Annotated in this window: 17 protein-coding genes; 7 read left to right on the top strand and 10 right to left on the bottom strand. The window is 64.8% G+C overall.

The window, feature by feature from the left end; translation table 11 throughout:
• Window positions 1-1,160 (bottom strand): M23 family metallopeptidase (locus tag QZV93_RS09975; RefSeq protein WP_295558042.1); only part of this gene is annotated, 1,160 nt, incomplete at its 3' end.
• Window positions 1,161-1,274: 114 nt separating this feature from the next.
• Entirely contained in the window at window positions 1,275-3,497 is a 2,223-nt protein-coding gene (locus tag QZV93_RS09970; RefSeq protein ID WP_295558041.1) for an AsmA family protein, read from the bottom strand.
• A gap of 345 nt (window positions 3,498-3,842) precedes the next feature.
• Between QZV93_RS09970 and QZV93_RS09965 the strand changes: the two genes are divergently transcribed.
• Window positions 3,843-4,499, top strand: coding sequence for a hypothetical protein (locus tag QZV93_RS09965; RefSeq protein ID WP_295558039.1), 657 nt, complete (start codon window positions 3,843-3,845; stop codon window positions 4,497-4,499).
• Between the two features lie 10 nt (window positions 4,500-4,509).
• On the opposite strand, the gene QZV93_RS09960 is transcribed toward QZV93_RS09965, so the two are convergent.
• Both QZV93_RS09960 and QZV93_RS09955 read right to left on the bottom strand, forming a co-directional pair.
• Window positions 4,510-5,868 (bottom strand): TIGR03808 family TAT-translocated repetitive protein, encoded by a 1,359-nt coding sequence (locus tag QZV93_RS09960; protein WP_295558038.1) that lies wholly within the window; start codon window positions 5,866-5,868, stop codon window positions 4,510-4,512.
• A gap of 34 nt (window positions 5,869-5,902) precedes the next feature.
• Window positions 5,903-6,574: a pyroglutamyl-peptidase I gene (locus tag QZV93_RS09955; RefSeq protein ID WP_295558036.1), complete on the bottom strand. Its 672-nt coding sequence runs from the start codon at window positions 6,572-6,574 to the stop codon at window positions 5,903-5,905.
• Window positions 6,575-7,081: 507 nt separating this feature from the next.
• Here QZV93_RS09955 and QZV93_RS09950 point away from each other — a divergent pair.
• Together QZV93_RS09950 and QZV93_RS09945 are read left to right on the top strand one after the other, a co-directional pair.
• On the top strand, window positions 7,082-8,290 hold the full coding sequence (locus tag QZV93_RS09950; RefSeq protein ID WP_295558034.1) for an alpha/beta hydrolase: 1,209 nt from the start codon (window positions 7,082-7,084) through the stop codon (window positions 8,288-8,290).
• A gap of 102 nt (window positions 8,291-8,392) precedes the next feature.
• A complete protein-coding gene (locus tag QZV93_RS09945) occupies window positions 8,393-8,911 on the top strand; it encodes a hypothetical protein (protein ID WP_295558033.1) in 519 nt (172 codons plus the stop codon).
• A gap of 34 nt (window positions 8,912-8,945) precedes the next feature.
• On the opposite strand, the gene QZV93_RS09940 is transcribed toward QZV93_RS09945, so the two are convergent.
• The 3 genes from QZV93_RS09940 to trmFO form a co-directional block, all read right to left on the bottom strand.
• Window positions 8,946-9,368, bottom strand: a complete 423-nt coding sequence (locus QZV93_RS09940) for an HIT family protein (protein WP_295558031.1) — start codon at window positions 9,366-9,368, stop codon at window positions 8,946-8,948.
• Between the two features lie 96 nt (window positions 9,369-9,464).
• Window positions 9,465-10,616, bottom strand: a complete 1,152-nt coding sequence (locus tag QZV93_RS09935; protein ID WP_295558030.1) for a GNAT family N-acetyltransferase — start codon at window positions 10,614-10,616, stop codon at window positions 9,465-9,467.
• A 52-nt stretch (window positions 10,617-10,668) separates the two neighbouring features.
• Window positions 10,669-12,075, bottom strand: a complete 1,407-nt coding sequence (gene trmFO / locus QZV93_RS09930) for a methylenetetrahydrofolate--tRNA-(uracil(54)-C(5))-methyltransferase (FADH(2)-oxidizing) TrmFO (protein WP_295558029.1) — start codon at window positions 12,073-12,075, stop codon at window positions 10,669-10,671.
• Between the two features lie 142 nt (window positions 12,076-12,217).
• Between trmFO and QZV93_RS09925 the strand changes: the two genes are divergently transcribed.
• Window positions 12,218-12,637 carry a hypothetical protein gene (locus QZV93_RS09925; RefSeq protein ID WP_295558027.1) on the top strand — a complete coding sequence of 140 codons (420 nt, stop codon included), beginning with the start codon at window positions 12,218-12,220 and terminating at the stop codon, window positions 12,635-12,637.
• 40 nt (window positions 12,638-12,677) lie between these two features.
• Here the strand turns inward: QZV93_RS09925 and QZV93_RS09920 are convergent, their stop codons facing one another.
• From QZV93_RS09920 to QZV93_RS09910, 3 genes are all read right to left on the bottom strand, one after another.
• Complete coding sequence (locus QZV93_RS09920) at window positions 12,678-14,141, bottom strand: HWE histidine kinase domain-containing protein (protein ID WP_295558026.1); 1,464 nt, start codon at window positions 14,139-14,141, stop codon at window positions 12,678-12,680.
• A 133-nt stretch (window positions 14,142-14,274) separates the two neighbouring features.
• Complete coding sequence (cydB, locus tag QZV93_RS09915; RefSeq protein ID WP_295558025.1) at window positions 14,275-15,288, bottom strand: cytochrome d ubiquinol oxidase subunit II; 1,014 nt, start codon at window positions 15,286-15,288, stop codon at window positions 14,275-14,277.
• A 4-nt stretch (window positions 15,289-15,292) separates the two neighbouring features.
• Window positions 15,293-16,690: a cytochrome ubiquinol oxidase subunit I gene (locus QZV93_RS09910; protein WP_295558023.1), complete on the bottom strand. Its 1,398-nt coding sequence runs from the start codon at window positions 16,688-16,690 to the stop codon at window positions 15,293-15,295.
• A gap of 753 nt (window positions 16,691-17,443) precedes the next feature.
• On the opposite strand from QZV93_RS09910, the gene QZV93_RS09905 reads away from it, so the two are divergent.
• The 3 genes from QZV93_RS09905 to QZV93_RS09895 all read left to right on the top strand — a co-directional run bounded on the left by QZV93_RS09905 (window position 17,444) and on the right by QZV93_RS09895 (window position 19,565).
• Window positions 17,444-18,535 carry a DUF2157 domain-containing protein gene (locus QZV93_RS09905; RefSeq protein WP_295558021.1) on the top strand — a complete coding sequence of 364 codons (1,092 nt, stop codon included), beginning with the start codon at window positions 17,444-17,446 and terminating at the stop codon, window positions 18,533-18,535.
• Window positions 18,536-18,550: 15 nt separating this feature from the next.
• Window positions 18,551-19,129, top strand: coding sequence for a GDYXXLXY domain-containing protein (locus tag QZV93_RS09900; RefSeq protein ID WP_295558019.1), 579 nt, complete (start codon window positions 18,551-18,553; stop codon window positions 19,127-19,129).
• 88 nt (window positions 19,130-19,217) lie between these two features.
• The gene (locus tag QZV93_RS09895) at window positions 19,218-19,565 is read left to right on the top strand and encodes a RidA family protein (protein ID WP_295558017.1); all 348 of its coding nucleotides are present in this window, start codon (window positions 19,218-19,220) and stop codon (window positions 19,563-19,565) included.
• The last annotated feature ends 19 nt before the right edge of the window (window positions 19,566-19,584 follow it).

Here is a 19,584-nt window from a genome sequence, read left to right as displayed (position 1 = left end):
GTAGGGGTCGGCGATGGAACCGGCGTCGGCGTCGGTTGCGGCGCCGGCGGCGCACCGATCTCCATTCCGGCTTCGGCAATGAGGGTGCCGTCCGGCCCGATCCCGGGATCGAGCCCCTTGGCCTTGCGCAGAGCGACGATCAGCGACGGGAACGTCGGCACGTAGACCTGCAGCGTCTTGGCGCCGACTTGGATGCGCTGGCGCACCTGCAGGTGGAGATGCAGGCTCGTGCCGATCTTGCCGCCCATGTAGCGCGAGACCTTGCCGAGCACCTGCCCCTGTTTGACCTTGGAACCCGTCTTCACGGTGATCGATTTCGGGTGCATGTGAAGGTAGTAGTAGTCCGTGCCGTTGTCGGTCTTGAGCTGCACGGTGGTGTTCGAGGTCACGCTGACGATCGTGCCGTCCTCGGCCGCAACAGCTTCCCAATAGTTGTCCTTCCAGGACGGCGGGCGGATGTCCTGCCCCTGATGGCCCGCGCCGCCCGGGCAGAGCGGCATGTCCCAGCCTCTGACCTCACAATAGTTGTCGCGTTGCTTCATGGGATCGAAGTTGCGCGGATCGTTCTCGCTGCCGCCGGCGGCACCCTTTCCGTTCCAACCCCCGCCGCCGTAACCCCAGATCTGCGAGTTCATGTGCGGGAAGAGGCCGTCTCCGAGCTTCAGCGGAAAGACCATGTTCGGCATGTAGACAAACCGGTCGGCGCGTCCGCGGCCGGAATCGCGCTCGTAGAGATTGCCCGGCGGATAGTAGGCGAACCCGGCCTTGGCCGGATCCGTCGTGCCGCCGCCCGTGACTGGCGGCGTCGGAGTGACGGGACCTTCGCCGGTGGTCGGTGTCTCGGGAGTCGGAGTGGGAGATGGGGGCGGAGCGCCGTCCGGCGGAAGCAGGCTGCAGCGCGCGAGTTGCACGAGGCTGCCGTTGGCATCGCGGCTGAAGCAGGAGCCATCACGCGGAGTGTCGCGGCGTGCGCTTCCCAGACCCGCGCCAGGACCAGCGATGCTTTGTACGAGCGCGTAGGTCGCGAGATCGCGTCCGAAGAGCGACGAAGCGGTTGTTGCACGTGTGTGGTCTTGAGCGGGCAGTTGAGAGGGAAGTGCGAGAAGCACGCCACCGGCTGCGAGAACGGCGCACAACGCAAGTTGAACAGCTTTCCTCACGCGACATCCCCCGTATTCATCGCAACTTTACTGTGACGATGGATCCCCGCCGGGATAATGCCCAATGCGGTACATCCTGGCAACGAAACCCATGACGAGCTTCACGAGCACAACCTAGGGGGTAGGCTCGGAAGGCAACAATGACTTCAACATCGTGCGCGCTTCCGGCGAAAGACGGTCGTCTGGCAGATCTGCCGCCAGCACACGTCGGATCGCCGTTTGCACGTTCAAAGGTGGCGGCTCCGGCGACTGCGCCAAAGCCTGCGGTCCGCCAACGCCCGGACCCGCCGAGAAAAGTCCGCCCCAATCGATGCCGATCGTAGGCTTCGCCCAGTCACCCGAAATCTTGACCGGGATGGGAAAAGCCGTCGGCGGCGGGATGGCTTTGATGCGGATCTCTTGATTGAGCTTCTTCTTCGGCACGTTGACCGTTCCCGCCGAATTGATCTCCACCTCCGAGCCACCCATCTCGAGGCCCGGCTCGCTCTTCATGATGCCCTTCTTGATGTCGTACTGGGCTTCGAGCCGGGTGAAGCCGGTTCGGGAGGAGAGATCGAAAGACCAGCTCTTCCACCATTCGAAGATCATCCGGCGCACGTCGAACCCGCGCAGCGCGCCCTGCCCCATGCGGAAGCGCGCCTTGCCGTCGAGCGTCGAGGTGAGCTGGCTCTGGTTCTGACCTGCCGCGTTCGCCGTGATTTCGACGTTCGACGTCCCCGAGAGCAGCGGCTTTCCCGTGAGCTCGGTGACGATGGGCTCCGCGGCGACGTCGGTGAGATTGAGCTGAACCGCGGCCCGCGGCGGAGAAGCGCGGCTATCGATGTTGACCGTGCCGACCGCCTTGCCCGCGCCGACGGCCAGCTCTTCGAGCTTGGCATCGAGCACGCCTTCGGTGACGCCGGCTTTCATGCGGCCCTGTTTGAGGTCGAGCGCGCCATAGGTGATCGTCGCCGCATTGATGAGAAGATCGAGGTCGAAAGCCTGTAGCGCTTTGAGGTTGAACGGCTGCTCGCTCCATCCCGGTGCGGCGACCGCCGCGGCGGCAGGCTCGGCCTCGGCGGCTGCAGCCTGCGGACCTTTCTCGAGCGTTTCGAGATCCCGGAGAAGCTGGTCCCAGCTTGGCTGGATTGCCGGCTCGAATGTGGTCAGCGGTTCGGGTGCGAGCGAGCTGCGCGATTTCGCAGCCGTCGCATGCCCGAGATCGATGTGCTCGCTCGAAACCGCCCCGGAAAGCTTCGGCCGTACGCCGCCGAGATCGAGCGACCCGTCGAAGCGTCCGCTCGTCGTATCCACCATCACGTCCGTTTCCGTAAAGGTCACGGCGCGCGTCGTGGCCTGGATCTTTCCTTCGAGAGAGCCGCGCAAAGGATCGCCGGAGGCGGTGATGTCGGAGCCGAACCAGCGTGCAAGCTCGATCAGCGACGGCGACGATGCCGTAAGGCCGCCGTTGAATTCCGCCGCGGCCGAGAACAGCGCATCGCCATCCAATGACGCCCGCAGCGGACGCGAGTCGATGTTGGCCTTGAGACTGGAGGTGGAGCCGGCAATCACCGCATCGTAGTCGCCGAGCGTGGCATCGAAGGTCACCGTCTCGCCGCCGGCGGAGAGATGGCCTTTCGAGCCCAGAGTACCGGCCACCGCATCGAGCACCTGCACGGAATTGATGGCGGTGGCTGTCCTGAGCGCGCCGCTCTTCGCACTCTGGAAGGTGAGCGTGCCGTCGACGATCGTCGAATCCGGAGGGTAGCTGAAGACGGCCGGCGCGATCGCCTCGGAGGAATCCGGCGCCGGTGCCGTTTCGGTGGGAGCTGCGGCCGGGTTTGCCGGATCGGCGGGCGCGGTTTCGGATGGCGCGGGGGCGGCCGCCGCCGTTTCGAACACCCAGTTGCGCGTTCCAGCCGCGTCCTCTTCGAGCGCGAATACGGGCTTGATGAGGTCGAGCCGGTTCATGCGCACGCGGCCCTTGAGCAGCGGCAGGAGATCGACGTTGGTCTTGATGGTCTCGGCGCGGAACACGTCGCGCACCGCCATGCCGGGCGGGTTCGAGACCGCCACCTGATCGAACTCGGCCTCAAGCTTCGGCCGCAGCTTCAAACGCATATCGCCGATCGTGACCGTCCGTCCGATGGCCGCGCCGATGCCCTTGGCAAGCTGGTCCTTGATGATGCCGGTCGGTGGAAACGCGATCAGGAGCGCGATCGAAGCAATCGAGCCGATCAGGACGAGGCGGAAGATGCGCCAGGCTTTGCTGCCCTTTTTCCGTGGCGGCTCGGCCGTGGAGGCGGCAAACACATCGTGGGCCGGCGATTGTGGCGGCGTCCCAGTATCCGTTGCCATGCGGGTCTCCACGCAACACGTCTGATCACGGGTCTACCGGATGAGCCGCTCTAGATTGTGACGGCTGCACGTGACCGGTACGGTCGTGATCCTCCCCCCACGGGAGCAGGCACTGAAGCGGAATACTATTTCGAGCTTGGCCGTTCAACCCGGGCGGTGCTCCCGGCGCGCTTGTACGGAGGTGCGTTGCGCGCAAGAGACGCTTGTCGCGCGCGGGCTTGATCGCAAACGGCAGCGCCGGGTAAAGTCGCCGCGGCAAAAGCCGGGGCGTTGCGGCGGCGGATCTCGTCAAAGTTCTGACAGCTGCTCATGCGAAGATTGGCTTGGAAAACAAGGATGTGTCCCATGTCGCGTAACGTCTTGCCGGCCCGAGCTGCTCCTTTTGCCGTCGCGGCACTCGCCAGCGTCTCGATGCTCGCCGCCCTCGGCGCGCGGGCCGCAGATAAGCTTATCGAGGTTCAGTGGACGGACCCTGAGATCAAGAATTTTGTCTCCACGGCCACGCCGCCCCGCTCGCTCGGACCAAGCGCCGACGATCAGCTCTCCAAGCTGAAGCTGCCCGTGCTGGCATTCGACAGCACGCCGGGGGTTGTGGAAAACACCTTCCGCTTGGGACCGCGCCCGGCGACCGAGCGCGATGTCGTCATGGATGAGGCGAACCCCGTCTGGTACCAGATTGTCGAGCGCTTTGGCGATGTGACGGTCTCGGTCTCAGGCGATCTCCGGGTGCAGCACGTCTTTCCGGACAGCTACCCTGTCTATGAGAACAAGAGCCCGGGCGCCGCAGCCCAGGCTGGCCCCACCGTTTCGGTGTTCGACGATCGTGCCTCTGGCGGCGAGGAAGGCTATCTCGCTGAGTACACGATCAACAAATTCGGCGTGCCTTATACGGTCACGGTCGAATGCTCGGTCGAGGCGCAGGAGGAGTGCCGCGACACCACGCAGATCGCCAAGGACAGCGAGCTTCTGAAGCTGATCCGCGCCACGCCGCCGAAGCAGTAAGCGCGCGTCGTCACACTGCGAGGTTGCCGCTCACCACATGGCGGCCGGCTGCGCGCGCGTCGGCCGAGGCAAGGTCCGGCCCCTGCGGCACGCCGTGATCTCCGGCGCGGATCGCCCCGTCGCGTGCGCCCGAGATCATGTTCTGGCTGATGAGCGTGGCACCGGCCCCTGGATCGGCCGAGACGAGGATCCCCACGCCCGCGGAGCGGATGAGGTTGCTCGTGATCGCCACGTCCCTGAGATAGGGACCCCAGCCCGCCATGATGCCGGCTGTCGGCGCGCTTTCGACGACATTCCCTGTAACGGCAGCGTCCGCTTCGACGGAAATGCCGACGCCCCGCTTGTCGACGGGCTCAGCCTCGCGCCGGAAGAGATTGCGAACCAGGTTGCCCTGCACGATCGCGAGCCGGCCCCCCTCGTTGAAGTTGGTGACCGCGATGCCGCTGGCCGCGCCGTCGACGAGATTGTTGGCGATCAGCGCGCCCTCAAAGGCGAACTCCGCATAGAGCGCCACCTCGCCGATGCTCCGGCACGTATTGCCGATCATCTGGATATTGCTGGCCGAGTTGCCGCGCACGGCGGAATAGACGCATTCCGACACGTGGTTGCCGGAGACGACGACGCCGCCGGCCCGAAACACGTTGATGCCGTTGCCGTTCTGGCCGCTGCCCCCGGAACGGGCGCCGATCCGCTGGATGCGGTTGGCGGTGACGATGCTGCCATCCTCGCCGGGCGCGCTGCGCCAGATCAGGATGCCGTTGTTGGCACAGTCTGCGACCGAGTTGTGGGCGACCGTCAGCCCCGTTGCGTCACGGCTCAGAAGCGCCGCTTCCGACATGTCGCGGATCGTGCAATCGGTCACCCGGCCGGACGAGCGGTCGAGCGTGACGCCGTTGAGCAGGCCGCGCCGGATCTCGAGGTCGACCAGCGCGAGACCCTCGCAGCCGTCGAGCGCGATCAGGCCTGTGCCATGACGGGCGTCGAGAGCGAGGCCATTGCCGTCGAGGGTGAGACTTTCGATCCGGACGCCCGGAACCTCCCGCGCAGTGAGAAATGTTGCCCCGCCGTTGAAGGTGAGCACGCTCTGGCGCGAAGCCCCGATCAGGCGCGAGTGGGCCCTGAGTTGGAGCGAGCCCGCACGAAACACGCCCGGCGCAAGAACCACAGCCACGCCTCGCGCGGCCGCTTCGTCGATGGCGGCCTGCAGCGCCGCCGTATGATCGGCACGACCGTCCGGCGAGATCGTGAGTCCCGACGGCACGGCAACGCCCGTCGCGTCGGAGCGCGGGCCTGCGGCTGCGCCGGCCGTGACGGCAAGCCCGGCGGAGATGGCACCCGTGGAAAGAAGGGCACGACGGTCGAGATGCATGTGAGCCTCCGGCCGCCATCCTGCCCGCGCCGGGTTAACGGTCCTTGACCCTTCTGAGCGACGGCGGTGGCCGGCCCAGGCACGTGCGGATGATCTCGAGCCCGCCGATCAGCGCCGTACCCCAGTCGAAGCGCAGTTCGTTGGGATTGGCGCGGGATTTGAGCGTCGCCGGCGGGATCTGCTGCGGGATATGGAAAAATCCGACGGCCTCCGGCTCGGCGATCTGCTCGGCAAAGATCAGCGACCGGTAGAGAATGGCATTGCACAGGTAGCTGCCGGCGTCCGCCGAGGTCACGGCCGGCACGCGGAGCGCATTGAGACGCGTCTTGATGTCGTCGGCCGGGAGGCGGGCGGAGAGCACGTCCGGCCCGCCGCGCAGGACAGCGCTGTCGCGCGGCAACGCCCCCGCTGCATCTGCCGCCGATCGGCGCATGTTATGCGCCATCGTCTCGATCACGTACGCGGTGGCTTGCGGCGAAACTCCAAAGTGCAGCACGAGCTTCGGCCGCTCTCGTTCGTAAAGATCCTCGAGCCGGCTCGGAGCACGTTCCCACTCGGTTGGCAGGATGCGCGCCACCACCCGGTGCGCGCTGAAACGCCGTGCTGCGAGATGCCCGAGCTTGGACACGAAGCGCTCGCTGGCGTTGTCGGTGACGCCAGGGAAGGGACCGAAGCCCGTCAGAAGAATGGTATCTCGCCGCCGCATGGGACTCGGGTGCTGCGTGCTATGCCGAAAGAAAGTAGGACGCGGACATCCTGGTTCCGCACCCGGGAACAGGATCCGGGTCCGAACCGGCCTTCGCATCATACGCCTGCCGGGGCGTTTCCGTTCGAACAATTCGCACGCGCTTCGCTTAAAAAAAACAGAAGCCTGATAACGTTGGGTGCGATCTCGTTGATCTGAGCCGAGATCGGAACTAGGCTCCGGCCGCATTCGCACCGTCGCACAAGAGGTGGGATCGCGACGGCACGCCTTCAATGGCGCAGAGTGGAATGTAAAGCGGATCTGGGGGAGGCGGCTTTGCACAGTTTCCGTGGTGTGGTTCTGGGGCTTGCAGCCTTTGTTTTGGCGTCGTGTGGGGAGGCGCCGAAAGTCGGTTCGCCGCCCCCTCCGGACACCACCACGGCACCCGCCCCCGCGGCCGAAGCTCCTCCGCTCGATGATGTCGAGCCTGGCGCCGCCGCTCCTGAGGAAACGGAAGCAGAGGCTCCCGTGGGCCGAGGGATCGATAGCGAGGACACCGCGCCTCGCCCGCGCATGAAGTCTGCCAGGCCGCCCGCAGCTGCGGGAGAGCCTCCCGCTGCTTCGGCGCCCGAGCCGGTCGGCAGCGGTGCACCGCCGCCCGAACCCGCTCCGCCTCCGCCTTCGACCGATGCGGCCTCCGCGAAAGGGGAGTGGGATGTCGTGCCCGTCTTCTACGGCACGGATCGCGCGCAGAAGCCCAATGAGAAGCGCCTGGATTACGGCAGCGATCGTGGCCGGCGTCTCGAGCTGGGGCGCGCGCTCGTGACCGTGCCCAGGATCCACAAAGTGCCCTCGATCGAGCGGCCCTGGGCCATCCGCGTCTTCAACGTCACGCTTTACGAAGAGGCCGAGGATCCCAATCGCCACTTCACCATGGACGAGATCAAGTCCCTGAGCGAGGACGAGTTCCTGGCCTTGGTCCGCACGCGTCTCGCCGATTCCGCCCGCTATAAGGACCACGCCTTTATCTTCGTGCACGGCTACAACACGAGCTTCGACTACGCCGTGTACCGAACGGCGCAGATCTCCTACGATTTGAAGTTCGACGGAGCGGCCTTCGCCTACAGTTGGCCCTCGGGCGGCGGGCTCGCGAGCTATACGTACGATCGTGAAAGCTCGGGGCAGGCGGAGCCCTATCTCAAGCAGTTCATGCAGCTGGTGATCAACAAGACCGGAGCCAAGTCGGTGAGCGTGATCGCACACAGCATGGGCAACCAGCCCACCCTGCAGGTCTTGCGGGACCTGCGCCGCGCCAAGCCCGACGGTGTCCAGATCAGCCAGATCATCCTCGCCGCACCGGATGTCGACCGCGACAATTTCGAGAACATCGCCAACGAGATTCAAGGGCTCGCCTCCGGCGTGACGCTCTATGCGGCCGGCAACGATCGCGCCCTTACCGTCTCGCGCAATTTCTACGGCGGCGTTCCCCGCGCCGGCGACGTACCGGCGACCGGTCCGCTCGTGCTGCCCGGCATCGACACCATCGATGTCTCGGCATCCAGCATGGACAGTTTGGGGCTCAACCATTCGGGCTACGCCGAGAACAATGCGCTCCTGCAGGATATCGCCGCCCTGATCGCCACCGGTACGCGTCCGCCCAAGCTGCGCACGCCGGCTCTCGAGGAGGTCACCACCGATCGCGGCGCCTATTGGCGCTACCCGGCCGCGCTGCCTTGACCTTTGACCGGTCGGCGCCTTCGTTTGCAGCCGGCAGGGATTCGTTAACCCCCCTTTGCGACTGTTGAGGCTCCCGAAGCAGTTGCAGTGTGGGAGCGTAGGATGCGTGGCGTTGGAGTTCCAGGATCGCTGCTTGTTGCAGGCGTAACGGCTGTAGCGATCCTTGTTTCGATCGAGAGGCCCGCAGCGCACGCTGCCGAGCCGGCGAACGCCACGGCCGGGGCTGCAGGCAACGCCGCGCCATCTCAAGACGATTATTACACGCGCCGCGCCAAGGGCATCTTGAAGGCCGAGAAGGCCGCTTGGCTCGAGCCCCATCCGCTGGCGGCAGCTTATCCCGGCATGGACATTGTCGTCTGCGAGGCCGGATGCCCGGACCGCAGCAGCGCACAAGTGGTCTCCGTCCGTCGCCACGTCGAGATGACCGAAACCACCGAAGGCAGCATGATCCCGACGTCGAACGACGGCGCCGGATCGGCCGTATCAACGGCCAGCGTCGCCTGCATCGCCGGATGCTACGGCGAAAATGCCGGCCGGGGTTCGGAACTGCTGAAGCGCCGCGCCGCACAACCCGCGCGCATGACGCTTCCCGTGCGCGACAAGCTTTCCCCCGTCCGCTGAGCGCGTGAGGGATCGCCCCTCTTGGCCCAGGTCCTCAGGCCGCGAGCGCCTTGCGGATTTTCTCGGCATTGGCTGCGAGCACGCCCGCATCCTCGAACTTGCCGGCGTGCCGAGCGAGCGGAACACCCTCGTGCCGCGGCACCACGTGGAAGTGAAGGTGAAAGACGCTCTGTCCGCCGGACGCCTCGTTGTACTGGAAGATACTGATGCCGTCGGCGGCGAAGGCCCGCTGCACAGCCTTCGCGACCTTCTGCACCACGGGCAGAATTTTGGCGAGCACGGCCGGATCGGCATCGAGAAGATTGCGTGAGGGCGCCTTCGGCACCACGAGCGTATGCCCCGGCGTCTGAGGCATGGCGTCCATGAACACGATCACGTCGTCGTCCTCGAACACCTTTTGCGCGGGAATCTCTCCCCGCAGGATCTTGGCGAAGACGTTAGTCTCATCATAGGCCATCGTGCATGCCCCCGGCTGCGGTTGACGCCCTCTAAAAGCATCGCTCCCGCCTGTCCGCAAGCCCCAGCATGTCGCCACGCGTTTCGATTGCCGTTCCTACGGCTGATTGCCATCCTTCCGGAACGGCCCATGCTCGCGCAGCAGCGCATTGACCTCGGCAACCTCGCTACGCTCCTCGGCCAGAAAGCGCGCCACCGCCGCTTCGAGCCGCGGATCCTGGATCCAGTGCAGGGAGTATGTCGCTTCGGGAAGATATCCGCGCGCGAGCTTGTGCTCTCCCTGGGCACCGGCCTCCGCACGCGCGAGCTTATGCGCAATGGCGTAGTCGATGGCCTGATAGTAGCAGAGTTCGAAATGCAGAAACGGGTGATGCTCGACTGCACCCCAATACCGACCGTAAAGACAGTCGCCTCCGATGAGATTGAGCGCGCCCGCGACGAGCTTGCCCGCGCGCCGGGCGAAGACGAGCAGGCAACGGTCCGCGAGCGTGGCACCGAGCAGCGAGAAGAACGAACGGTTGAGATACGGTCGCCCCCATTTGCGCGATCCGGTATCCAAGTAGAAGGCGAAGAACGCGTCCCAGTGCGCTTCCGTGATCTCACGCCCCGTTACGGTGAAGATCTCGACCGCCGCCTGCGCCTCTTCGCGCTCCTTGCGGATCGCCTTGCGCTTGCGCGACGCGAGCGTCGCCAGGAAATCGTCGAAGGTTTCATAGCCCGCGTTGCGCCAATGGAACTGCTGGCCGGTGCGCTTGAGGAAACCCTCCGAGCCGAGGCGGGTCCACTCGCCTTCCGTGAGGAACGTCACATGCACCGAAGAGGCACCGATCCGCTCGGAGAGCGCGACGGCGGCGTGCGCAAGCAGCCTCTCCGTTTCCCCCTGCATCGGACCGGGGCGTGCCAGAAACCGCCGACCGGGCACCGGCGTGAACGGCACTGCGCCTTGCAGCTTCGGATAATAGGAGCCGCCGATGCGGTGCAGCGCTTCCGCCCACGAATGGTCGAACACGTACTCGCCCTGGCTGTGCGTCTTGGCATAGAGCGGCATCACGCCGGCGACCGCGCCGCCAGGCCCTTCGAGCACCAGATGATGCGGCAGCCATCCCGTTTCCGGCCCGACCGTACCGGACTTTTCCAACGCGTCCAGGAAGGCATGAGCGAGGAAGGGATTGTGCGTTGTCGCATCGGGATTGGCGCAGGCGTCCCACGCTTCGGCCGCAATGGCACCGATGCGGGGCACCGCTTTCACGATCGTCTGCTCGGCGTCGCCCAGCGTTCGCCTCCTTGCGCTTGCCCTATGCCTAAGCCTGCGCCGGCTCCCGTTCCGCGAGCCATGCGTCGAGATCGGCGAGCGCGCGCCGCGACATAATGCGCTTCTTTTCGGTCCCGCGCTCTTTGCCTTTGAGCCGCTTGCCGCCGGCGTCCGCGACCGGTGCCGCTTCGAGCGGCGGCAGCAGACCGTAGTTGATGTTCATGGGCTGGAACGAGCCTGAGCCCGAATCCAAGAGATGCCCACCCGTAATATGGGCAAGCAAGGCTCCGAGTGCAGTGGTCGGCGGCGGAGAATTGAGATGCCGGCCGTTCCGCTCGGCAGCGGCGAAGCGACCGGCCAGAAGTCCGATCGCGGCGCTCTCCACATAGCCCTCGACGCCGGTGATTTGTCCGGCGAAGCGCAGGCGCGGCTCGGCCTTGAGCCTCAGCGCGCCGTCGAGCAGCTTCGGTGAATTGAGAAACGTATTGCGATGCAGCCCGCCGAGCCGTGCGAACTCCGCTTCCCCGAGACCGGGAATCATGCGGAACACGCGCACCTGCTCCGCGTGTTTGAGCTTGGTCTGGAACCCGACCATGTTCCAGAGCGTGCCGTGCGCGTTGTCCTGGCGTAGCTGCACCACCGCATAGGGGCGCCGCCCGGTGCGGGGATCGCTGAGGCCCACCGGCTTCATGGGCCCGAAGCGCAGGGTATCGCGGCCCCGCTCGGCCATCACTTCTACCGGGAGGCAGCCGTCGAAATAAGGCGTGGACGCTTCCCACTCCTTGAAACTCGTCTTCTCGCCCGCGAGCATCGCATCGATGAACGCGTCGTACTCGTCCCTCGACATCGGGCAATTGAGATAGTCCGCGCCGGTCCCCGCGGGCCCGACCTTGTCGTAGCGCGATTGCCGCCACACGATGCTCTGATCGATGCTCTCGAGATGCACGACCGGCGCAATCGCATCGAAGAACGCGAGCTCCCCTTCGCCGGTGAGCGCGCGCACCGCTTCGCTCAAGGCCGGCGATGTGAGCGGTCCGGTCGCCACGATGACGCTATCCCACGCCTCAGGGGGCAGCCCCGCCACCTCTCCCCGTTCGATACGGACGAGAGGATGCGCCTCGAGTCGCCGTGTCACCTCGGCCGAGAAGCCGTCCCGGTCGACGGCGAGCGCACCGCCGGCCGGCAGCTTGTGCAGGTCGCCGGCAGCGAGGATCAGCGAGCCCATGCGCCGCATCTCTGCGTGCAGAAGCCCGACGGCGTTGGTCTCCCACTCGTCCGAGCGGAAGGAGTTCGAGCAGACGAGTTCGGCGAGCCCCTCGGTCTTGTGGGCGTCCGTCATACGGGTCGGGCGCATCTCGTGCAGCACAACCGGAACGCCTTGTTCTGCGATTTGCCAGGCGGCTTCCGATCCGGCCAAGCCGCCGCCGACGATGTGGATGGTTTTTTGAGCTGTCATGCTTCGAGTTTTCATAGGCTTGGCGGCCCCGCGTCAAGGGCCGGGATCGGATCATCTCTGCAGCGGAACCTGATGGACTTGCTCCAATATCCGGAGCATAAATTTGGGAAACTCTACATTGTTCAATGGGGAGGGGGTCCCGATGTCGATCGTTTTTGCCCGCGAGCGCGTCTCGGACAGCAGCCGCGAGGTCGGCGTGCTGATCGTCGAGGACTCGTGGAATGTCGCTCAGTCCATCAAGGCAACCGTCGAGCGCGCGGGGGGGCGTGCGCTTGGCCCGGTACCGACGGTGCGCGAGGCTTTGCATGCGCTCGACACGCAGCCGGTCTCCCTCGCGCTTGTGGACATGAATCTCAGGGACGGCTTTGCGGATCCGCTCGTCGACGAGCTCATCGCGCGTGCCATACCCTACGCGATTATCACGGCTTACGAGGCGCTGCCGTCCAATGCCGATCGCGCCGCACTGGACCGCATGATGAAGCCGCTCGATCACGAGCGCATTGCGTCCTTGATCAGCCGCTTCACGGGACCGGCGCAAGACGATCAATCGGCGCAGGTCTGAGCGCGATCGCTTTCGTTCGGTCTAAATGCGGTGATGCGCGTCAGCCTGCCGTGATCTCGGATGAAACCGGCAGCCGGATCGAGCATCGCGCTCCCTCCGGCGGGAAGCTCAATGTCACGGCGCCGCCCGCCTCGTATTTCAACAGGTCGCGAATGATGCTGATCCCGTAGCCTTCCGGGCCGATGCTTTTGATCGGCAACGCGGCGTTCTCGTGCCACTCGATCACGAGCACCTTCTCGTTGTGGTCTCCCGTTTCGATGCGCCAACCGACCGTGACACGTCCGCTCGGGTCCGAAAGGGCACCGTACTTCACGGCGTTGGCCGTAAGCTCGTGCAAGACGAGGCTGAGCGACTGGGCCAGACTGGGTCCGAGAGAGATGTACGGCGCCGGCAGGATGCTCGACCGGCGGTCCTGATAGGGTGCCAGCTCGCTCGCCACGAGCGTACGCAGCTCCAGGCTCTGCCATTGCTCGCGGCTCAGCATCGAATGCGTGCGCGCCATCGACCCGATCCGCCCTTGGAGCCCGGTGTAGAAGTCGTCGGCCGAGACGCTGGCCTGGCGCGAGCGTTCGACCAGGGTCATCACCAGCGTGAGCGCATTTTTCACCCGATGATCGAGCTCACGCATGAGAAGTCTCTGACGGATCTCGCTGGACCGGCGCTCGGCGATGAGAGCACTGAGCGAAAGCGAGCACGCGACGGTCGCCAGGATTGTGATTTGAGCCCGTACGATGGTGCCGACCGCTATAGGTTGATCGGCGATGGTCGACGCCACCATGATCAGGGCCACGGCGGATGCTCCGAGCGGGGAATAGGTCAAGGGAAGGCGGATGGCGAGCAGCAGCAGCGCGGGAAAGATCAGTGCGAGGGGAGCATGCAGCGCGGATTCCAGGCGTGCGACGGCATCCGGATAAACCACGAGTGCGGTCAGAGAAAGCACGCCGACGAGAATGAGTCCTTCGACGTGATCGCGCGTCGTTAGACAAGGTTTGCCGAGCGCACGCGCGCCCAGGATCAGGGGCGTCATCGTCACGACCCCGATGAGGTCGGACCGGAACCAGAGGTGCCAATTGGTCAAAAACGGATCCGCGATGCCGAGAAGCGCCATGGCTCCGGCGCCGATCGCGCCTCCGGCGAGCGTGCCCACCACCGCGGCAAGGAAGACGCCGAGAACGCGCCTGAGGGAATCGAAGCGTATGCCGGATCCGAGCAGCCGATCCGCCAGCCACCCGATCGTAAGGCATTCGACGACGTTGGCGAGGGCGAACAGCGGTGCGGCCGCCAATGGCCGTCCGGCGACGAGATTGGCGGCGATCGTCGCCATCGCCACGCCGAGGGCGACAGGAATGAAGCTCGTGCGCCCAAGGACCAGAAGCGCGCCCACGGCCACGCCCGAAGCCGGCCAGAAGACCGCGACGCCGCCCGCATCGGCAAGCATCGCCAGTCCGAAGAGCGCGGCGACAAAATAGGCCGATGCCATGAGGAGGGTTGTCGCGGCCAGCATGTTGAGCCGCGCGTACCGCGATAATCGTTCGCCCGATGTAGGAAATGGACTTGTCATTGCGGCGCCGTCACGATCCGCGCGGCGATAGCGTCGAGTACATCGTCACACCGTATCGTTTCGCTCCGCGGCAGGATCAGTGGTAGCCCTCGCCGGCCCGCACCTTGCCGCGGAATGTGTAGTAGACGAATACGGTATAAGCGAGAATGATCGGCAGCAGCACAAGAGTTCCGATCAGCATGAAGAGCTGGGAAGAGGGATGCGCCGCGGCCTGCCAGACATCGAGCGACGGCGGCACGATGTAAGGTAAATTCGACACCGCGAGTCCAAGGAAACCAAGCAGGAAAACAGCGATCGTGGAGATGAAGGGACGGGTATCGTGCCTGGACCTCAGCCCCGACCAGCACGACCACGCCGCATAGACGGTGAGCACCGGCACGGGCGCCAGAAAGAAAAAGTTCGGCAGCGTGAACCACCGCTCGTGGATGCGTGGAATGGCGAGCGGGGTCCAAAGGCTGACGATGCCGAGCGCGACGAGCACGACGGGAAGCAGTTGCTTCGCTTGGGCGCGTGCCCTGGCCTGCACGGCGCCGTCGGTCTTCATTACCAGCCACGTTGCACCGAGGAGTGCATAACCGGCTACGACCGCCGCGCCGGTCAGCAATGAAAACGGCGTCAGCCAGTCGAACGTGCCGCCGGCATAGGCGTTGTTGTTGACCTCGATACCGTGCAGCAGCGCACCGAGGATCACGCCCTGCATGAACGCCGCCACGATCGAGCCGCCCGCGAAAGCGATGTCCCAGAGCTGGTGATGGGGCTTGGCAACCCAGCGAAATTCGAACGCCACGCCGCGAAACACCAGCGCCAGCAGCATGATGATCACCGGAAGATAAACCGCTGGCATGATGATCGAATAGGCGAGCGGGAACGCCACCAGAAGGCCACCGCCGCCCATCACCAGCCAGGTCTCGTTGCCATCCCAGAACGGTGCAACGGAGTTCATCATCTGATCCCGGTGCGCTTCTTCCGGGCTGAAGGGAAACAGGATGCCGATACCGAGATCGAAACCGTCGAGCACGACGTAGAGCGCAACCGCCACCCCAAGCACGGCGATCCAGATCAGGGGCAGCCAGAAGGGTAGGGTATCCATAGGCTCACCGTCCCTCTTCGATGGCTTCGTGAGCGGCCTCTTCGGCAGCCGACAGTGGACGCGAAGGCAAGCCCTGCGAGGACTTCACCGAAGCTCCGACGGGGCCTTTCTCGATCAGGCGGTTGATGTAGTAGATGCCCATCGAGAACACGACCGAGTAGACGGCAATGAACAGCACGAGCGTCGTCAGCACGGCACCCGCCGACACGGGCGAGGCGGCATCCGCAGTTCTCAGGATGCCGTGCACGAGCCACGGCTGGCGACCGGTCTCGGTCACCCACCAGCCGGCCAGGATGGCGATGAATCCGGCAGGCCACGAGTAGGAAAGTGCCGTTAGATACCATCGCGTCTGGAATAGCGATCCTCGCCACCACAGGAACGCGCCGATGAGACCGCCCGCGATCATCAGCATGCCCAGCCCCACCATGATGCGGAAAGCGAAGAAGACGGGCTTCACCGGCGGCCGGTCCTGCGGAGCGAAGTCCTTGAGTCCTTTGAACAGGCCGTCCCACTGATGCGTGATGATGAGACTCGCGACGTTCGGGATCGCGATCTCGAAGTGGTTCGTCTCCTCGCTGTCCGACGGCCAAGCGAAGAGGATGAGATCCGCCGGCTTGCTGCCGTCCCAGTGCGCTTCCATCGCCGCCACCTTGGCAGGCTGATGCTCGGCCGTGTTGAGTCCGTGCGCGTCGCCGATCACGAGCTGCAGCGGCGCCAGTAGCGCCACCATGCCGATGCCCATGCGCAGCATCGTCTTCGCCTCTTCGACGAAGCGGTCCGTGATGAGATAGCGCGCACCGACAGCGGCGACGACGATCGACGTCGTGAGAAACGCCGCCGTGAACATGTGCGAGAACCGGTATGGGAAGCTTGGATTGAAGATGATCTCGAGCCAGCTCACCGGCACCGCCACGCCGTTCTCCATCGCATGTCCCGTCGGCGTGTGCATCCAGCTGTTGGCCGCCAGGATCCAGAACGCGGAGATGGACGTGCCGACGGCAACCAGCACCGCCGAAGTGACGTGCAGGTTGGGCGATACGCGGTTCCAGCCGAACAGCATGATGCCGAGGAACGACGCCTCGAGGAAGAACGCCGTCAGGACCTCGTAGCCGAGCAGGGGCCCGGTGATATTGCCGACCGTACGCGAGAAGCCGCTCCAGTTGGTGCCGAACTCGTAGGACAGCACGATGCCGGAGACGACGCCCATGGCGAAGCTGACCGCGAAAACTTTGGTCCAGAAGCGGGCCAGCCGGTGCAGATGCTCGGCCCCGGTCATTCGCCAGCGCACGAGAAGCGTGGCGATGAAGGCGGCAAGCCCTATCGAGAAACTCGGAAAGATGATGTGAAAGGAAACGGTAAATGCGAACTGGATGCGCGCCAGGAATGTTGCATCGAGATCCATGGAGCACCCGTTCGCGGAAAGCATTGCTGCAATGCAGCACGCGAGATGTAACTTAGAGGCATTCTGACTTGCGTCGTGCAAGCCGTCGAGGCCCAAACGAAGGGCGTCGGCGCGGATCCCCCTGCAATCCGCAAATTCCCGACAATTCGACGCCGTGTTGCTCCGACCGTTTTGTCTTAGGGCAAAAGTTCCCAGTTTCTGGTGGGGGTGTGGAAATCATGATACAGAACCGTCATCGTGTTTTTTCAGGAGCACGGAGGAAACAACCATGGACACGAAAGTCGTTGTTGCGATTGCGGCGGCAATTGCCCTTGCGGTAATTGCCTACACGGCACTGTCGCCAGCCCCGGACACTGCGGCCACGCCCGAAGCGGCGGCGCCGGCAGCACCCGCGGCTGAGCCGTCAGCTACACCTGCACCTGCCCCCGCGCCGGAAACGCCTGCGCCGGCCCCGACCCCTACGCCCTGATCTCATTCGAGGGAATGGCCTGAGATATCGAAAGCTCATGTCTTGGGAGCAATTTCCGGGCGCGCTTAAGTGCGCGCCCGGCTCGGCCATTTCCTGATTTTGACGCATCAGCGGAGCCCGGCCGGCATCTTCGGACATCGAAGCCGTGTCCGGCCACGCTCGCGACACAAATGAGCCGACGATCAGGTTACGGACGACAGTTCAGTCTGTGCGGATGGCGTTGGACCCGTGCTAGCGGGCTGTCGTTCGATCGAAGTCCTCGAGAAACCTAGGAACCCCATTCCATGTGGAGCTACCGCAAACGCATCGACGGCGACCTCGTGCGCTGGCGCGATGCGGGTTGGATTACGCCGGAAGGCGAAGCCGCCATCAGACGCGATCTCGAGAAGGGGGTGCGCACCCTGGGGCTCGCCAACGCCCTCGCCATTCTCGCCGCCGTGCTGATCGGCTTTGCGGTCATGAGTTTTGTTGCAGCCAACTGGCAGGTGATGCCGCGGTTGCTGCGCATCGGCATGTTGTTTGCCGCCCTCTGGGCCTCCTACGGCTTGGCCGGCGTGCTCGCACGGCGCGGCATGAGCGGATTTGCCAACGCCGCGATCCTGCTCGGTGTCGGCATCTTCGGCGGCGCCATCATGCTGATCTCGCAGATGTACCACATGGACGGCAACCCGGCCGATGCTTTGCTGCTTTGGGCCGCTGGTGCGCTCCTTGCCGGCGTCGGCTTGCGATCGAACCCGTCGCTCGCCTTCGCAATGATACTTGTGGTCTACTGGGGCATCTCTGAAGCGATGCGTCTGGACCGGGTGTTCTGGCCGTTCCTTCTGCCGTGGGCTGTGGTCTCGGCGGCCTTCTACTGGCAGCGCTGGCGGCCGGGCCTTCACCTCTCGGGCCTTGCCCTCATGGGTTTCGTCGTCAGCCTCGGCTATCGTCTGAATGACGGCCATGCCCACGGTCTTGTCGCGGTGATCGGCCTCGGACTCATGGCGGCCTCGATCGCCGGCGAGCGTCTGAAGCCGGAGCTGCCGGCGCTTTGGTCCGGGTCGTTCAACTATGGCCTCGCGATTGCACTCGCCGGCCTGTGGGCCCTGCAGTTCTTCGAGGACCCCACGCTGGACATCTTCATGTTGTTGGCCGTGTTGGCGCTCGCGCTGCTCATCGCCGCGATTTTCTGGGGCTTCCACGCCGGCAACCGCGGCGCGCTCTGGATCGGGTATGCCGGGTTCTCGATCGAGATCCTCGCCATATACGTCAAAACCATCGGCAGCCTGCTCAACAACGCGCTCTTCTTCCTTGTCGCGGGTCTGATCGTGTCGGCGCTTGCCGCGATCGCCTACAAGCTGCATGCGCGTGGCCAGCCCCAGGCTGCAACGTCGTGATGTCGGAGCCATAGAATGTTTAAAACGATCAAGCTATCCCCCACGTCCTGGCTCGCCGTCGCCATCGTGGCCGCCGTGCAGACCATCGCGCTGGCTACCATCGTCTACGGGCGTGTTTCGCTCCTGAGCAACGGGCGTGAGATTGTCACCGAGGTGATCCCGGTCGATCCGCGCGACCTCTTCCGCGGCGACTACGTCATCCTCGGCTACACGTTCGGGCAAGGCGAGGTGACCGTGCCGAAGGGCACCAACCAGGGCGACAAGGTCTACGTCACGCTCAAGGAGACGACGCCCGAGAAGTGGGAGGTTGTGGGGGCGTCGACCGACTACGCGCACCCCGCTGACTCGGCGCAGGTCGTGATGAAGGGCATCGTGTCCTACGTCTCGATGCCGCCCGAAGGCGAGCAGCCGAAGGCCTCCGTCCGCTATGGCATCGAAAGCTATTTCGTGCCCGAGGGAACCGGACGCGAGCTCGAGGAGAAGGTGCGCGACAAGAAGATCTCGGCCGTCCTCGCCGTCGGCGGATCTGGCGACGTCGCCATCAAGGCCCTCGTCGTCGATGGCCAGCGCGTGCACCAGGAGCCGTGGTTCTAGCCTCCCGATCGCCGCGGATGAGACTGGCGCCCCGCGCCATCCTTTGCTAAGGGGCGTGCCGTCATATCCGGACGGAGTACACTTTCCCATGAGCATCACGCGTCACGAATCCTCAGAGATCTATTCCAAGGTCGTCGAGGCCAACGGCTTTGTTTTCACGTCGGGCATCATTCCGTCTGACCTCTCTCGTGACGCGAAAGGCCAAGCCGAGGAGGTCCTGAAGGAAATCGACCGCCTGCTGGCCCTCTGCGGGACCGACAAATCGAAAATCGTGATGACGAACCTCTGGCTCAACGACATCCGCCACCGCGAAGGCGTCAACGAGGCGTGGAAGGCCTGGACCGGCGGCAAGGATACGCCCGCTCGCGCGACCGTCGAAGCGAAGCTGGTCGATCCGCGCATGCTGGTGGAGATCGCGGTCGTCGCTGCGAAGTAGCGCCGGAAACGGTTGCGAA

Origin of the sequence: uncultured Hyphomicrobium sp., from assembly GCF_902826555.1 — a bacterium.
Taxonomy (GTDB): Bacteria; Pseudomonadota; Alphaproteobacteria; order Rhizobiales; family Hyphomicrobiaceae; genus Hyphomicrobium_C.
This window is presented reverse-complemented; position numbering and strand designations above follow the sequence as displayed.

Bases quoted from the DNA above. Each gene is read 5' to 3' on its own strand.
- QZV93_RS09970 (WP_295558041.1), bottom strand. From the start codon at position 3,497: ATGGCAACGGATACTGGGACGCCGCCACAATCGCCGGCCCACGATGTG.
- QZV93_RS09965 (WP_295558039.1), top strand. From the start codon at position 3,843: ATGTCGCGTAACGTCTTGCCGGCCCGAGCTGCTCCTTTTGCCGTCGCG.
- QZV93_RS09960 (WP_295558038.1), bottom strand. From the start codon at position 5,868: ATGCATCTCGACCGTCGTGCCCTTCTTTCCACGGGTGCCATCTCCGCC.
- QZV93_RS09955 (WP_295558036.1), bottom strand. From the start codon at position 6,574: ATGCGGCGGCGAGATACCATTCTTCTGACGGGCTTCGGTCCCTTCCCT.
- QZV93_RS09945 (WP_295558033.1), top strand. From the start codon at position 8,393: ATGCGTGGCGTTGGAGTTCCAGGATCGCTGCTTGTTGCAGGCGTAACG.
- QZV93_RS09940 (WP_295558031.1), bottom strand. From the start codon at position 9,368: ATGGCCTATGATGAGACTAACGTCTTCGCCAAGATCCTGCGGGGAGAG.
- trmFO (WP_295558029.1), bottom strand. From the start codon at position 12,075: ATGACAGCTCAAAAAACCATCCACATCGTCGGCGGCGGCTTGGCCGGA.
- QZV93_RS09925 (WP_295558027.1), top strand. From the start codon at position 12,218: ATGTCGATCGTTTTTGCCCGCGAGCGCGTCTCGGACAGCAGCCGCGAG.
- QZV93_RS09920 (WP_295558026.1), bottom strand. From the start codon at position 14,141: ATGCTGGCCGCGACAACCCTCCTCATGGCATCGGCCTATTTTGTCGCC.
- cydB (WP_295558025.1), bottom strand. From the start codon at position 15,288: ATGGATACCCTACCCTTCTGGCTGCCCCTGATCTGGATCGCCGTGCTT.
- QZV93_RS09910 (WP_295558023.1), bottom strand. From the start codon at position 16,690: ATGGATCTCGATGCAACATTCCTGGCGCGCATCCAGTTCGCATTTACC.
- QZV93_RS09905 (WP_295558021.1), top strand. From the start codon at position 17,444: ATGTGGAGCTACCGCAAACGCATCGACGGCGACCTCGTGCGCTGGCGC.
- QZV93_RS09900 (WP_295558019.1), top strand. From the start codon at position 18,551: ATGTTTAAAACGATCAAGCTATCCCCCACGTCCTGGCTCGCCGTCGCC.
- QZV93_RS09895 (WP_295558017.1), top strand. From the start codon at position 19,218: ATGAGCATCACGCGTCACGAATCCTCAGAGATCTATTCCAAGGTCGTC.